13 protein-coding genes are annotated in these 13410 nt (G+C 34.4%); 9 read left to right on the top strand and 4 right to left on the bottom strand.

The genetic code is table 11. The features are described 5' to 3' along the window. Together ACIQ0D_RS03165 and ACIQ0D_RS03170 are read left to right on the top strand one after the other, a co-directional pair. Nucleotides 1–854 (top strand): hypothetical protein (locus ACIQ0D_RS03165; protein WP_395803017.1); only part of this gene is annotated, 854 nt, incomplete at its 5' end. Nucleotides 855–909: 55 nt separating this feature from the next. Further along, nucleotides 910–2154 (top strand): nucleoside recognition domain-containing protein, encoded by a 1245-nt coding sequence (locus ACIQ0D_RS03170; protein ID WP_395803019.1) that lies wholly within the window; start codon nucleotides 910–912, stop codon nucleotides 2152–2154. 29 nt (nucleotides 2155–2183) lie between these two features. Here the strand turns inward: ACIQ0D_RS03170 and ACIQ0D_RS03175 are convergent, their stop codons facing one another. Together ACIQ0D_RS03175 and ACIQ0D_RS03180 are read right to left on the bottom strand one after the other, a co-directional pair. Then, nucleotides 2184–2624 carry a PaaI family thioesterase gene (locus tag ACIQ0D_RS03175; protein WP_395803021.1) on the bottom strand — a complete coding sequence of 147 codons (441 nt, stop codon included), beginning with the start codon at nucleotides 2622–2624 and terminating at the stop codon, nucleotides 2184–2186. 28 nt (nucleotides 2625–2652) lie between these two features. Further along, on the bottom strand, nucleotides 2653–3867 hold the full coding sequence (locus tag ACIQ0D_RS03180; protein WP_395803023.1) for a cation:proton antiporter: 1215 nt from the start codon (nucleotides 3865–3867) through the stop codon (nucleotides 2653–2655). Nucleotides 3868–4001: 134 nt separating this feature from the next. On the opposite strand from ACIQ0D_RS03180, the gene ACIQ0D_RS03185 reads away from it, so the two are divergent. The 3 genes from ACIQ0D_RS03185 (at nucleotide 4002) to ACIQ0D_RS03195 (ending at nucleotide 7264) form a co-directional block, all read left to right on the top strand. Further along, nucleotides 4002–5018: a metallophosphoesterase family protein gene (locus ACIQ0D_RS03185; protein WP_395803025.1), complete on the top strand. Its 1017-nt coding sequence runs from the start codon at nucleotides 4002–4004 to the stop codon at nucleotides 5016–5018. A 161-nt stretch (nucleotides 5019–5179) separates the two neighbouring features. Next, nucleotides 5180–6358, top strand: coding sequence for an acetyl-CoA C-acyltransferase (locus ACIQ0D_RS03190; protein WP_395803027.1), 1179 nt, complete (start codon nucleotides 5180–5182; stop codon nucleotides 6356–6358). A 6-nt stretch (nucleotides 6359–6364) separates the two neighbouring features. Next, the gene (locus ACIQ0D_RS03195; RefSeq protein WP_395803029.1) at nucleotides 6365–7264 is read left to right on the top strand and encodes a hypothetical protein; all 900 of its coding nucleotides are present in this window, start codon (nucleotides 6365–6367) and stop codon (nucleotides 7262–7264) included. 6 nt (nucleotides 7265–7270) lie between these two features. Here the strand turns inward: ACIQ0D_RS03195 and ACIQ0D_RS03200 are convergent, their stop codons facing one another. Next, nucleotides 7271–8521: a DUF819 domain-containing protein gene (locus ACIQ0D_RS03200; RefSeq protein ID WP_395803031.1), complete on the bottom strand. Its 1251-nt coding sequence runs from the start codon at nucleotides 8519–8521 to the stop codon at nucleotides 7271–7273. A gap of 115 nt (nucleotides 8522–8636) precedes the next feature. On the opposite strand from ACIQ0D_RS03200, the gene ACIQ0D_RS03205 reads away from it, so the two are divergent. From ACIQ0D_RS03205 to ruvB, 3 genes are read left to right on the top strand one after another with little or no spacing between them, the layout of a single operon-like run. Continuing rightward, a complete protein-coding gene (locus ACIQ0D_RS03205; protein WP_395803033.1) occupies nucleotides 8637–10172 on the top strand; it encodes a peptide MFS transporter in 1536 nt (511 codons plus the stop codon). A 35-nt stretch (nucleotides 10173–10207) separates the two neighbouring features. Next, on the top strand, nucleotides 10208–10948 hold the full coding sequence (locus ACIQ0D_RS03210; RefSeq protein ID WP_395803035.1) for a polyprenol monophosphomannose synthase: 741 nt from the start codon (nucleotides 10208–10210) through the stop codon (nucleotides 10946–10948). 49 nt (nucleotides 10949–10997) lie between these two features. Next, complete coding sequence (ruvB, locus tag ACIQ0D_RS03215) at nucleotides 10998–12020, top strand: Holliday junction branch migration DNA helicase RuvB (RefSeq protein ID WP_395803037.1); 1023 nt, start codon at nucleotides 10998–11000, stop codon at nucleotides 12018–12020. A gap of 128 nt (nucleotides 12021–12148) precedes the next feature. Here ruvB and ACIQ0D_RS03220 read toward each other — a convergent pair whose 3' ends face one another. Next, nucleotides 12149–12370: a hypothetical protein gene (locus ACIQ0D_RS03220; RefSeq protein WP_395803038.1), complete on the bottom strand. Its 222-nt coding sequence runs from the start codon at nucleotides 12368–12370 to the stop codon at nucleotides 12149–12151. Nucleotides 12371–12458: 88 nt separating this feature from the next. Between ACIQ0D_RS03220 and queG the strand changes: the two genes are divergently transcribed. Continuing rightward, complete coding sequence (gene queG / locus ACIQ0D_RS03225) at nucleotides 12459–13397, top strand: tRNA epoxyqueuosine(34) reductase QueG (RefSeq protein WP_395803040.1); 939 nt, start codon at nucleotides 12459–12461, stop codon at nucleotides 13395–13397. The last annotated feature ends 13 nt before the right edge of the window (nucleotides 13398–13410 follow it).

Genomic DNA, 13410 nt, shown 5'->3' on the forward strand with positions numbered 1-13410 from the left:
TCAATCCCGATGGCGCCGAATTATTTACTAGGAGAAATGCCATGGAAATAGACATTAACCGCGATTTCCATAAACAGCAGAGTCCCGAAGCTAGAATACTCCGCCAATTAAGAGATAGAATTAACCCAGAGTTTGGTTTTAACCTCCACGATCAAAGCACTTTATGGTCGGCAGCAGAATCTGGTAACCCCGCCACAATTTCCCTACTAGCACCCGCATACGACCAACAACTCAGTATCAACTCTGTTAGGAAAAAAGCAATGCAGTTAATTTCATTAATGAATAAAGACATTAAAAATGATATATCGGGACATATTGCAAGGTTTGATGATGAATATGAACCTAGAGCTTTTGGTGATAATTTTCAGGCTGCGGGAACAAGTACCATTTTAATTGAAGCAGGCGGATTTAAAAATGATCCTGAAAAACAATTTATCCGTAAAGTTTATCTCAAATCAATGCTTTCTGGCTTAATTAGCATCGCTAATGAATCCTATAAATTTGAAGAGTTAGAGGATTATTTTTCAATTCCTGAAAATAAAAAAAGTCACTTTCACTTAATTTTGAAGAATTGTAAACTCCAACGCAATGGAATAAATTATTTAGCAGACATCGGACTCATAGCTCAAGAAAAGATCAATCCAGACTTAAAATCAATATCATACAACTATTTATTAAGTGATTTAGGAGATTTAACTGGATATTATGCTTATCAAGAACTTAATTGTGAATCTTATAAAATAACTGAAATTAAAGAATTGAGGATAGATGAACCCGCCGACATAATCGTTCAGGATGCAAATAACATCATACTGACCATGGAAAATGGAAGATTAACAAATTTAAATGAATAGATTCGGCAATATTTTAATTTATTAAATATATCATTCAACATAACAGGCTTAAAACATGGCTTTAAACTACATCTGGATTGGTTTTTTTGTAATTGCATTTATAGTAGCATTAGTCAAACTCATTATATTTGGCGATACCAGCATTTTCAACAATGTGGTAAATGGGATGTTTGATAGCGCAAAAACTGGAGCTGAAATTTCTATCGGATTAATCGGCATCATGACTTTTTGGCTAGGAATCATGAAAATTGGTGAAAAAGCCGGCATGATTACACTTTTTGCTCGAGGTGTAAATCCATTTTTTAGTAGATTATTTCCTGAAGTGCCTAAAAACCATCCAGCAAATGGTTCTATTATCATGAACTTTTCGGCCAATATGTTGGGTTTAGATAATGCAGCTACACCTGTGGGACTAAAAGCAATGCAGGAATTGCAAGATATAAATCCTAAAAAAGATACTGCAAGCAATGCTCAAATCATGTTTCTTGTTTTGAATACAGCAGGAATAACCTTAATTCCAACTGGCGTTATAGCTCTGAGAATGGCTAATGGAGCGGCAAATCCAGCAGATGTATTTATTCCTTGCCTTATTGGGACTTTCATTTCATTCCTTGCAGGGATGATCGCAGTTGCTATCTATCAGAAAATCAATCTGTTTCAGCTCCCTATACTTATTTTCTTCGGTGGTTTCATAGCAATCATGTCGGGATTGTATTTCTGGCTAGGTTCACTCCCGCCTGATCAAATTCAGGTTTATGCAGGACTCATGGGAGGAATTATCATATTTTCAATTATTACACTTTTTATCGTTTATGGCGCATCAAAAAAAGTGAATGTGTATGAGTCATTTATTGATGGTGCCAAAGAAGGATTCAGTACTTCAATCATGATAGTCCCCTTTTTAATTGCCATTTTAGTCGCCATAAGTGCCTTTAGAACAACCGGTTGTATGGATTATATCGTAAATGGTATTGGCTCTCTAGTTGCATTATTCGGTTTAGACACCTCATTTGTTCCGGCTTTACCTGTTGGATTAATGAAAACTCTTAGTGGCGGAGGTGCAAGAGGATTAATGGTTGATGTGATGAAAACCTATGGCGCCGATTCCTTTCAAGGAAGATTGTCAAGTATCATTCAGGGCAGCTCAGAAACTACTTTCTATGTACTAGCAGTTTATTTTGGTTCTGTGGGAATTAAAAAACCAAGATATGCTATTGTTTGTGGTTTAATTGCTGATTTCGTGGGACTTATAGCTGCAATATTTCTTGCATATATATTCTTTGGGCATACCATAAAATAAACGAACCTCTTATAATTATAAAAATATGATTACGGTTTTTCAATACGTATCATATTTGAATAGCCACGTGCAATTAATCGTTTTTTTGAAGGTAGCCAAATTTCACATTGAAGATTGATAATTTGACGGCCTAATTTCACAACACTTGTATGTGCTTCAATGATATCTCCTTCCATCGCAGGAGCAAAATAGTCGATGTAATTATTTATAGTTGTAAATGGATGGCTCAAATCCATACTAAAAATAGTTGCCCCAATTATATCATCTATAATCCCAGCCGATACACCACCATGCAGCATCCCCATGGGGTTAGTCATATCCTTACGGATGGTAAACTCACATTTTAAAGAACCATAAGAAACATCCTTAATGATAGGTTTTAACCAATGTGAAAATGGTGAGGGACTGTCAAATGTCTTTTTAGCAATATACTGTTTCATTTGGTCTAAACGACTGTTAGTCTTTTCCATATCATTAAAAATTAGTTGAAAACATTAATTATAGTACATGTTCAGATTCAAGTTCATTCTCCGAATTCACATTCTTTTTAGAAAAAATTAGTCCAAACATCATGATAAGTCCGGAACCTAATATCACAAAAGACAAAACTCCTTCATTAAATTTATCAGTAGTAAGATGAGAAGGAATACTATAAAAAAGAATGATGGTAATCAAGCCGCGAGGAGCAATGAAAACTTCTGGATAAACATTGGTTTTAGAAATAAAGCGTAAAAACAGATATCTGATAATAAGAATCATTAAGATTACAAGACTCCCTGTTAGCATAACTGGCTCCAAAACAATTAAGGAGATATCAATACTAAAGCCAAATAAAAGAAAAAAGAAGGTTCTTATCAGAAAAGCTAACTCGGCAGTCATTGTTTTAAGCTCCATATTTACCTCCAAAAGCTTTTCTGGCTGAAGATATTTCTTTAACCAACCTTGCAAATAAGGCTCAGCATTATTTAGCACTAAGCCGAAAACTAGAATAAAAAACAAGGAAGGCAGATGTAATTGTTTAGACAAAGAATAAACAAGAATCAATATTGACAAGATTAAAAAAACCTTGATATGGCCCTTGAGATATTTAAACAGAAGAAGAATTAAAATTGTACAAATAACTGATATTAAGCTGATTAACACTAAATTTCCAAAAAAAGTGCCTACTGTTACTATCGAAAGCAACTCCTCAGAAATTACATAATTAAAGAGCATAATACCAATGATATCCGAAAAACTCGATTCATAAATGATAAAATCCTTTTTGTTAGGCTCCAGTTTATTAACACTAGGAATAGCAATGGCACTACTAATTACACCCATTGCTACGGCATATGGCAATGATTGCTTAAAGGACATATCTAAAGTGTAGCCCAAAATTAAAGCAATGGCCACAGTGGTTGTAAAAAGCATCAAAGTTGCGGCAAGCATTGACTTTTTAATTATTTGTCGTTTATCTGGGGTGATTTTAAGATCTAAAGAACCCTCTAAAACTATCAGAATCAATCCCATTACACCCAAAATTTCAAGAACCGTTCTTGAAACAGGGAAGTCAAATTGAATAAAATCTGCTCCAATTTTGAATAAAATCCCAGATACAATTAAAAGTATAACAGATGGAATCTTTAATCTATCGGCGATAATATTGAAAAAATAAGATAAAATCACTAAGACTGAAAGAGCTATTAAAATATAGTAGGTATCAAAAATCATTCTTTCAATGGTTAATTATCTTACAAAAATAGCTAAACAGATTGATGAATCTAGATTTAATACACATTCAAGGATAATTCGCTAATGCAGCATCTATCATTTGAAATGGTTAAATTTGATCATAAATTTTAATGATGAAAATGAACTCTTCGAACTATCTATTAGTTCTTCTATTCTTTTTTATTTTAAATCCGCTTTCTGCATTAGAACATCATGATTTTCCGAATGATTTAGCAAAGGGGAAAGAGAGAAAAAGAAACAAAGGCTTAAAAATTTGTGTGATTTCGGATTTAAACTCCAGCTATGGATCTACAAATTATGCTGATGAGGTCAAATCTGTTATCGGAAGGTTAAATGAAATAAAACCCGACCTTATTTTATGTGCTGGAGATATGGTAGCAGGTCAAAAATCATCATTAACAGAAGATAACATCAGTGCCATGTGGAATAGTTTTAAAAATGCTGTTCTTAACCCAATCAATGAACTTAAAATTCCTTTTGGATTCACCATTGGAAACCATGATGCCTCTCCTTCCTACCTTTTAGATCGTACATTATCACAAAAATTTTGGCTTGAAAATAAAATTGCAACAGGATTAAATTTCGTTGATTCAAGTAATTATCCATTCTATTACAGTTATATTAAAGACGATGTTTTTTTAATGAGTTGGGATGCTGCAGGAGCTAAAGTAAATCCTGAAATATATCAATGGATGGAAGAACAACTATCCACCAAGCAAGCGCAAAAAGCAAAATTGAGAATATTAATTGGGCATTTACCTCTTTACGCCATTGTAGATAGTAAAAATAAAGTTGGTGAAGTAAATGAAGATCCGGAGAAGGCTTTGAAATTTTTCAAAAAGCATGGTATCGATTTATATATTAGTGGTCACCAGCATGCCTTCTATCCTGCCATAAAAGAAGGCATTCGGTTTTTAAATGCGGGTTGCATTGGCGATGGACCAAGAAAATTGATTGCTAACAAAACTGAGGCTGTTAAAACCTATACAATTATTAAGATTCCGAAGCGCAAAGCCCTAAATTTTACTTATAACACTTACGATGCTAAACATAATCTTGAAATTGATGTTAAAAGTTTACCTGATTCTGTTGCAGGATTTAATGGAAACTCAATTAAAGATATTAAATAATATGCTAGCATAGTATTATTTATCAATCGACAATAATTGGTTGAAATTAACATCTCATCAATCTTTATTAGTAAAGAGTAATAAATCAGTCAAAAATAAGTTCGATTGTATGGCCTTGTCCTTAAATTCTTAACTTGCACCAACCAATTATTTAATCCAAAATGAAAGAAGTATATATCATATCAGCAGCGAGAACACCGATCGGTAGTTTCGGTGGTGTTTTATCATCACTTAGTGCAAGTCAATTAGGAGCTACGGCAATTAAATCTGCTGTTGAGCGTGCTGGAATTGATCCTGGGCAAATTCAAGAAGTATTTATGGGAAATGTTTTATCAGCAAACCTAGGCCAAGCTCCAGCTACACAAGCTGCAAAATTTGCCGGTTTACCTGATGTTCCTGCAACAACAATTAATAAAGTTTGTGCATCGGGTACAAAAGCAATCATGCTAGCCGCTCAAAGTATAGCTTTAGGTCAAAATGATATTGTTATTGCTGGCGGAATGGAAAGCATGAGCAATGTACCCTATTACCTTGATAAAGCAAGAAATGGTTATCGTTTGGGAGATGGTAAAATAATTGACGGTTTAGTAAAGGATGGCCTTTGGGATGTTTACAACGATTATCATATGGGTTCGGCAGCTGAATTATGTGCAACAGATTGTAAAATTAGTCGCGAAGAGCAAGATGCATACGCTATTGAATCTTATAAAAGATCACAAGCTGCTCAAGGGGCAGGTAGATTTAAAAATGAAATTGCATCCGTTGAAATTAAAGATAGAAAAGGTGAAATAAGTCTAATTTCGGATGATGAAGAAGTACATTCAGTAAAATTCGATAAAATCCCTTCCCTAAAAGCGGTATTTAAAAAAGATGGAACAGTTACAGCAGCAAATGCCTCCACATTAAATGATGGTGCAGCGGCATTAGTTTTAATGAGTAAGGAAAAAGCTGAGCAACTAGGTATAAAACCATTAGCACGTATTATTTCCTATGCTGATGCTCAACAAGCCCCTGAATGGTTTACTACAAGTCCCTCAAAAGCCATCCCAATTGCTTTAAAACGTGCAGGATTAACAACTGATGATGTAGATTATTTTGAAATAAATGAGGCTTTTTCGGTGGTTTCTTTAGCAAATAACCAGATTTTAAAGCTAGAACCATCCAAAGTAAATATAAATGGTGGAGCAGTATCTATGGGCCATCCACTCGGTGCTTCTGGCGCAAGAATAGTTGTTACACTAATCAATGTACTGCAACAAAACAATGCGAAAATAGGCTTAGCAGCTATATGTAATGGTGGTGGTGGTGCGAGTGCTCTAATCATTGAGAACCTTCAATAAAATTACATGAAGCAGTTAACACTATTATTTGGCCTTCTACTTTTAATACTTACTAAAGTAGATGGCCAATCTTTAGATAAATCCAACAGAGAAAAATTAATTGTATTTCAAGACAGTTTGAAAGAAATTAGTTTTAAAATGCTTAATGATAGCATTGAGCCTCAGCGTTATAATGCAAGCTTTAAACTAATTAAAACATTAGTAACTGCATTAAAAACTCCTTATTCATTTAATTTTGAATTTGATTCCTTAAAAACCATTTCCATTCAAAATTCTCCAGATCAAAAATTTAGGGTATTTACTTGGCATGTTATGAATAATGATGGCAGTTACCGTTTTTATGGTACAATTCAAATGAATACAAGCCAAGGCGAGCTTGAAATGTTCCCTTTAGTTGATTATAGCCCTACATTAAAGAATCCATCAGATAGTACTTATACGAACAGTAGATGGTATGGCGCACAGTATTATAAGATTATTCCTGTGTTAAAAAATGTTGAAAGTCCGTATTATATGTTACTTGGCTGGAAGGGAAATACAATAATGTCAACGAAAAAAATAATTGAAGTGTTACATTTTAAGGATGGAAAAGCCTATTTCGGGAAGCCAGTTTTTGATGGAGATCCAGATAATCTGAATAAAAGACGAATTATTTTCGAATACGATAGAAGAGCAACAATGCTTTTAAATTATGAGAATGCTGAGAATCGAATTGTTTTTGATCATTTAGCTCCCCCCGACCAAAATTTAAAAGGCAAATTCGAACTTTATGGTCCAGATTTTTCTTATGATGGATTTAAGCTTCTAAATGGTCGATGGAAATTCATTTCAGATTTAGAACTAAAAAACGATTCTACAGAACAAGATGAGAACTTTAACGATCCTAAAAAGATGAAGGATTTATAGATTAAATTATGGTGATACTGCCTGCATCATTAATCCGCAAATATAGGCTCCATAAGTCCCAATAAAATATCCAAAAACAGCTAATAACACACCAATTGGGGCTAATGAAGGGTGAAATGCACTAGCTATAACTGGAGCTGATGCTGGTCCTCCAATATTTGCCATACTTCCAACAGCCAAGAAGAAAAATGGTGTTTTAGTTAATTTTGCGACCAAAAAAATCACAATAATATGAATCATTATCCAAACTAAACCCACTATAAGAACACCAGGTTTATTTAAAATCGCCATAATATTCATTTGCATCCCAATAGTAGCAATTAAGACGTATAATAAAACACTTGCTATCCTAGAAGCACCAGCACCTTCTAAATTCCTCAACTTAGTAAAAGATAGTAACATACCTAAAGTTGTAGCTATTATTACAAGCCAGAAAAATCCGGAAGTTAGGCTGAAGGTACTCAAGTAAGGTGCATTTTCTGTAATCCAAGGAGCAATATTATCAGCTCCAAAATGAGCAATTCCTGTTACTCCAAAGGCTATAGCTAAAATTAAAATAATATCCTCCATTTTCGGAATCCTCATAATCCCAAGTTGATAGGCTTCAATTTTATCTTTAATTTCTGAAACTGATTGATCATCAGCTTTTAAAAATTTGTTAATAGCTACATTTCTACTTGCACCAAAAAGCAATATAACCATCCATAAATAGGAAATAAACACATCTAGAGCCACCATTGCTGAAAACAAATCGGGACTAGGCTTAAATATTTCATACATGGCAGCTTGATTTGCGCCACCCCCAATCCAAGTACCTGCAACTGTGCTCAAACCTCTCCAAATAGCCTCTGGGCCTACTCCACCCACAATTTCAGGTGCAAAAAGAGAAACTAAAAAGACAGCTGCTGGTCCGCCAAGCATAATACTAACAGAAGCTGTAATAAACATCAATCCTGCCTTTTTACGTAATTTCCAAATTTCCCGTAAATCAAGACTTAATGTAAAAAGAACTAAGCTAGCAGGAAGTAGATATCTCGAAGCGATTGAATAAAGTGCTGACTCTGAACCAGATATAACACCAGTAGAATTTAATAATCCTGGCAGAAAATAACATAATAAAATTGGCGGGACAAATTTATATAGATTCTTAAAAATAATGTGATTACTTTGTGAGGTCCAAAATACAAATCCAAGAATACTCATTAGTATTCCAAGAACAACAGCGTCATTAGTAATTAGGGCAGTTTGATCAGTCATTTTATTTTTTTAAGAATATATTTAGCATCAATTTTAGTAAAATTTAATTATAATTGAACTTTTTAATCGATAAACATAAAAGAAAATAAAACAAAATTACCAATTATCAAATTATATGGATTTACAACAAAAACAATTAATTGGCCATCCGCTAGGTCTTTTTATTTTATTCTTCACCGAAATGTGGGAGCGTTTCAGTTATTATGGAATGCGTGTATTGTTTGTTTTATACCTTACAGCTTCACTCGCTGATGGAGGTCAAGCTTGGAGCAGAGCCGATGCAAGCATGCTCTACGGTTGGTACACTGGTTTAGTTTATATAACACCTATCATCGGCGGACTAATAGCTGATAAGCTATGGGGCTATAAAAAAGCAATTCTTATTGGAGGCCTTTTAATGACTATAGGACATGTTGTTTTAGCAATTGATGCGATTCCAGCATTTTATTTAGGTTGTGCTTTTTTAATATTAGGTAATGGTTTCTTTAAACCAAATATTTCGTCTATGGTGGGACAATTATACCCGGATGGAAGCCAATTAAAGGATTCTGCATATACTATTTTCTACATGGGAATTAACACTGGTGCTTTTCTTGGAATTTTACTATGTGGTTATATCGGTGAATCAGTGGGATGGCATTATGGTTTTGGTTTAGCCGGAATTTTTATGCTTTTAGGCTTGGTTCAATTTTGGTTTGCTCGTAAATTCTTTGGTGAAATAGGTGAAAGACCATTGAAAAAAACTGAAGATGAAAAATTAGTTGTTTCAAATGAACCCCTTTCTAAAGTTGATCGCGATCGTTTAATTGTGATTGGTGTATTCTCATTTTTCACTATTTTCTTTTGGCTTGCTTTTGAACAAGCTGGATCATCTATGAATTTATACGCGAGAGATTATACAGATAGAACTTTAAGCCCGGGACTAGCAGCAAACGCTTTTAAAATCGTTAATACCATTATCACCATTGTCCCATTGGCAGTTCTTACTTGGCTTTGGGTAAATATGGCATCCAAAATTGGAAGAAGCTATCAAATGACTGTTTTGGCAATGGGATTAAGTGTTTTAACAATATGGGGACTTGCTGTATGGATGCTTGACAGACAATTTAATGATCAGGCATTAGAAATCCCAGCTTCATGGTTTCAAACCTTAAACTCATTATTTATTATCTTATTAGCACCCGTTTTTTCAGCATTATGGATAAAACTTTCATCGAGTAAATTTAGTCCTTCAGGACCAGCAAAATTCGCCTTAGGATTAATTTTAGTAGCTGTAGGTTTTGGAGCCCTTGTTTTTGGATCATTAGCAATTCCAAATGGTGCTAAATTGGCTCAAGTAAGTATAATCTGGTTATTTTTAGCCTATTTATTCCATACTATGGGTGAGCTTTGTGTATCTCCTGTAGGATTATCCTATATCAGCAAATTATCTCCAAAGAAATATGTTGGATTGATGTTTGGAATTTGGTTTGGTGCAACAGCATTAGCTAATTATTTAGGTGGATTTATGGCTAGCTTCATGGATTCAATAGCTGAAGAATCATCTTTGTCAGGTTTCTTCACGATTTTTGTTGTTGCTACAGGTGGTGCTGGTTTAGTTTTGATTTTACTAAAGAACCTGTTGAAGAAAAAAATGCATGGAATTGAATAAAAAACTAATTAACAAATCATTATTAATGAGTTTTTATGTCTAATAGCCTAGTCATAATTCCGACTTATAACGAAAAAGAGAACATCGAGAATATTATTCGGAAGGTGTTCTCTCTTTCTGATGTTTTTCATGTTTTGATTGTAGATGATGGATCACCTGATGGAACAGCAGGAATTGTTAAAAAACTGCAAGCAGAATATCAGGGTTTACTTCATATTGAAGAACGTAAGGGCAAACTTGGCTTAGGAACGGCTTATATACATGGCTTCAAATGGGCTATTGAACGTCATTATGACTATATTTTTGAGATGGATGCTGATTTTTCGCATAATCCAGACGATCTCATAAAATTAAAAAATGCCTGTATAGATGGTGCTGATTTAGCTATTGGATCTAGATACATTAAAGGTGTAAATGTAGTAAACTGGCCAATGAGCAGAGTTTTAATGTCTTATTTCGCATCAGTTTATGTGCGATTTATCACAAGAATATCTATTCAAGATGCTACAGCTGGATTTAAATGCTATAAACGCACCGTTTTAGAAACCATTCCGCTTCATAAAATAAGATTTATTGGCTACGCCTTTCAAATTGAAATGAAATTTACTGCCATAAAATATGGTTTTGAGGTGGTAGAAGTACCTATTATTTTCACGGATAGAACAGAAGGAACTTCAAAAATGAGTACTAAGATATTTAGAGAGGCATTTTTAGGAGTTATTCAGATTAAACTAAACAGCTTTTTTAGAAATTATTCTAGAAAGATAGATTCTTAATACTGTTAAGCAATTTTTATCTTTATACCCATTATTGAACATCGCTGAAATGAACGAAAACTTAGACCCTGCAGAAGAAAATCTTTCACCCGTAGAAAGGGAGATAGAAAAAGTTCTGCGCCCTCAGGTTTTTGAAGATTTTACAGGCCAACATAAAATATTAGCCAATCTTCGCATTTTTGTGCAGGCTGCTAAACTTAGAGGAGAAGCCTTAGACCATGTGCTTTTACATGGCCCTCCCGGTTTAGGTAAGACTACCCTATCGCACATTATTGCCAATGAGATGGGTGTTAATATCCGAATTACTTCAGGACCCGTTTTAGATAAACCAGGAGACCTTGCCGGATTATTAACAAATTTAGAAGAAGGTGATATCCTTTTCATTGACGAAATACATCGTTTAAGCCCTTTAGTTGAAGAATATCTTTATTCTGCAATGGAAGACTTCAAGATAGATATCATGCTTGAGACGGGCCCTAATGCACGCTCCGTTCAAATTTCATTAAATGCATTCACTTTGGTGGGGGCTACTACCCGCTCTGGATTACTTACAGCGCCACTCAGAGCTCGATTTGGTATTAATAGCCGTTTAGAATATTATGACGCCAAGTTATTAACCACCATTGTTTTAAGATCTGCAGAAATTCTTAAGACAGAAATATCAGAAGAAGGAGCCTATGAAATTGCTCGTAGGAGTCGCGGAACACCTCGTATTGCCAATGCACTTTTAAGACGTACAAGAGATTTTGCCCAAATCAAAGGAACTGGATCAATTGACACCGAAATAGCTAAATATGCATTAAATGCATTAAATGTGGATGAGCATGGTCTGGATGAAATGGATAATAAAATCCTAATGACCATCATCGATAAATTTAAAGGTGGTCCCGTAGGTTTAAAAACCATTGCTACAGCCGTTGGTGAAGAAGAAGGTACCATTGAAGAAGTTTATGAACCTTTCTTAATACAAGAAGGCTATATCATGCGTACCTCAAGAGGTAGAGAATGTACTGATATCGCTTATAAGCATTTGGGACGAATAAAATCTGGCCAGACGGGTAAGTTGTTTTGAGATACGAGATGTGAGATACTAGATATGAGATACTAGATATGAGATACTAGATTTAAGAATGGAGTTATTTTACATTCTCTCAGATCACAGATCTCAAATCATACATCTCAAATCACATATCTCATATCTCAAGGTGCATCTCTAAAAAAGAAAAACCAGACAATTAACAATACGATAAACATTATCGCAATTATCCATATTAATGTAAATCCAACACCTTTATCATCATCTTCATTTACAGCACTTGGTGAGGGGCCTGGATTATTTTTATGTTTTTCATAGTCATGTTCAGCGGGATGCGCTAGACTCTTTTCTTCATTATTTACATCCATTTTATTATTATCCATCATCTTTGGCATTTAGTGAAAAGCTGAATTTATTAGATAACAATCGTCACAATTAAATGTTTTTATTTGCTTTAAGCTACCTTTGTATCAAATGACTCAGAATAGCACAAAATATAGCCAAATGATTAAGGCAGAAGCAATGCGCTTAGGTTTTATGGCTTGTGGTATTTCAAAAGCTGTTTTTTTAGAGGAAGAGGCGCCTCGATTGGAAAAATGGCTTCAAAATAATCATCATGGCGAAATGAATTATATGGAAAATCATTTCGATAAACGCCTCGACCCACGCAAACTTGTTGATGGTGCTAAATCTGTTATTTCATTAGCGCTAAATTATTATACTGATCAAAAACAAGAAGACCCTAATGCTCCAAAGATTAGTAAATATGCCTATGGAGATGATTATCATGATGTTATAAAGGAAAAGCTAACTGCATTATTGGCGTTTATCAGACTAGAAATTGGTGAGGTTTATGGCCGTTCCTTTGTGGATTCGGCACCTGTTCTCGACAAAGTTTGGGCGAAAAAGGCTGGCTTGGGATGGATTGGCAAGAACTCAAACCTAATCAATAAAAAAACTGGTTCCTTTTTCTTTCTAGCTGAATTAATCATTGATCTTGAATTAGATTATCATGAAGAACCGAGCAAAGATCATTGCGGAACATGTACCAAATGTATTGATGCCTGCCCTACCGATGCAATAATTGCTCCTTATGTAGTAGATGGAAGTCAATGTATTTCATATTTAAGCATAGAGCTAAAAAATGAAATCCCAAAGGATTTTAAAGGAAAAATGGACAATTGGATGTTCGGCTGTGACATTTGCCAAGATGTTTGTCCCTGGAATAAATTTTCCATTCTCCATACAGAACCTAAATTTATTTCACACGATGGAATATTAGATTTAAGTCAAAGAGATTGGCAAGAAATTACAGAAGATACCTTTAAAAAGGTCTTTAAGAACTCTGCCGTTAAACGTACAAAATTTAGCGGTTTGAAGCGAAATATCGATTTTTTATATACAAATGAGTGAAAATATGCCTGCA

Origin of the sequence: Daejeonella sp., from assembly GCF_044342615.1 — a bacterium.
GTDB lineage: Bacteria > Bacteroidota > Bacteroidia > Sphingobacteriales > Sphingobacteriaceae > Daejeonella.

Excerpts from the sequence above, each read along its gene's own strand:
- ACIQ0D_RS03180 (WP_395803023.1), bottom strand. The coding sequence starts at position 3,867 with ATGATTTTTGATACCTACTATATTTTAATAGCTCTTTCAGTCTTAGTG.
- ACIQ0D_RS03220 (WP_395803038.1), bottom strand. The coding sequence starts at position 12,370 with ATGATGGATAATAATAAAATGGATGTAAATAATGAAGAAAAGAGTCTA.
- ACIQ0D_RS03185 (WP_395803025.1), top strand. The coding sequence starts at position 4,002 with ATGAAAATGAACTCTTCGAACTATCTATTAGTTCTTCTATTCTTTTTT.
- ACIQ0D_RS03200 (WP_395803031.1), bottom strand. The coding sequence starts at position 8,521 with ATGACTGATCAAACTGCCCTAATTACTAATGACGCTGTTGTTCTTGGA.
- ACIQ0D_RS03175 (WP_395803021.1), bottom strand. The coding sequence starts at position 2,624 with ATGGAAAAGACTAACAGTCGTTTAGACCAAATGAAACAGTATATTGCT.
- queG (WP_395803040.1), top strand. The coding sequence starts at position 12,459 with ATGACTCAGAATAGCACAAAATATAGCCAAATGATTAAGGCAGAAGCA.
- ruvB (WP_395803037.1), top strand. The coding sequence starts at position 10,998 with ATGAACGAAAACTTAGACCCTGCAGAAGAAAATCTTTCACCCGTAGAA.
- ACIQ0D_RS03190 (WP_395803027.1), top strand. The coding sequence starts at position 5,180 with ATGAAAGAAGTATATATCATATCAGCAGCGAGAACACCGATCGGTAGT.
- ACIQ0D_RS03195 (WP_395803029.1), top strand. The coding sequence starts at position 6,365 with ATGAAGCAGTTAACACTATTATTTGGCCTTCTACTTTTAATACTTACT.
- ACIQ0D_RS03170 (WP_395803019.1), top strand. The coding sequence starts at position 910 with ATGGCTTTAAACTACATCTGGATTGGTTTTTTTGTAATTGCATTTATA.
- ACIQ0D_RS03210 (WP_395803035.1), top strand. The coding sequence starts at position 10,208 with ATGTCTAATAGCCTAGTCATAATTCCGACTTATAACGAAAAAGAGAAC.
- ACIQ0D_RS03205 (WP_395803033.1), top strand. The coding sequence starts at position 8,637 with ATGGATTTACAACAAAAACAATTAATTGGCCATCCGCTAGGTCTTTTT.